Annotated in this window: 1 pseudogene; it reads left to right on the top strand. The window is 40.3% G+C overall.

The annotated features are described in order from the left end of the window. Positions 1-216: pseudogene (locus ACRHOC_RS15765) on the top strand (amidohydrolase family protein); the annotation flags it as partial.

Genomic DNA, 216 nt, shown 5'->3' with positions numbered 1-216 from the left:
GTGTAGATCATATCACAATTGTTGCCGGTTATGAAGCTGTAAATATGACGAGCATCTTAAAGCAACATAATGTGTCTGTATTCTTAAGACCTGTACATACCAGACCAGATGGTGAAGATGATGATTATGTCCTGCCTTTTAAATTGGCAAAGCAACTTGTTGAAGATGGTGGACTTGTAGCACTCGAAACAAGGGGACAGATGAAGCGGATGAACT

The organism is Winogradskyella poriferorum (assembly GCF_050618035.1).
Classification (GTDB): Bacteria; Bacteroidota; Bacteroidia; order Flavobacteriales; family Flavobacteriaceae; genus Winogradskyella; species Winogradskyella poriferorum_A.
This window is presented reverse-complemented; position numbering and strand designations above follow the sequence as displayed.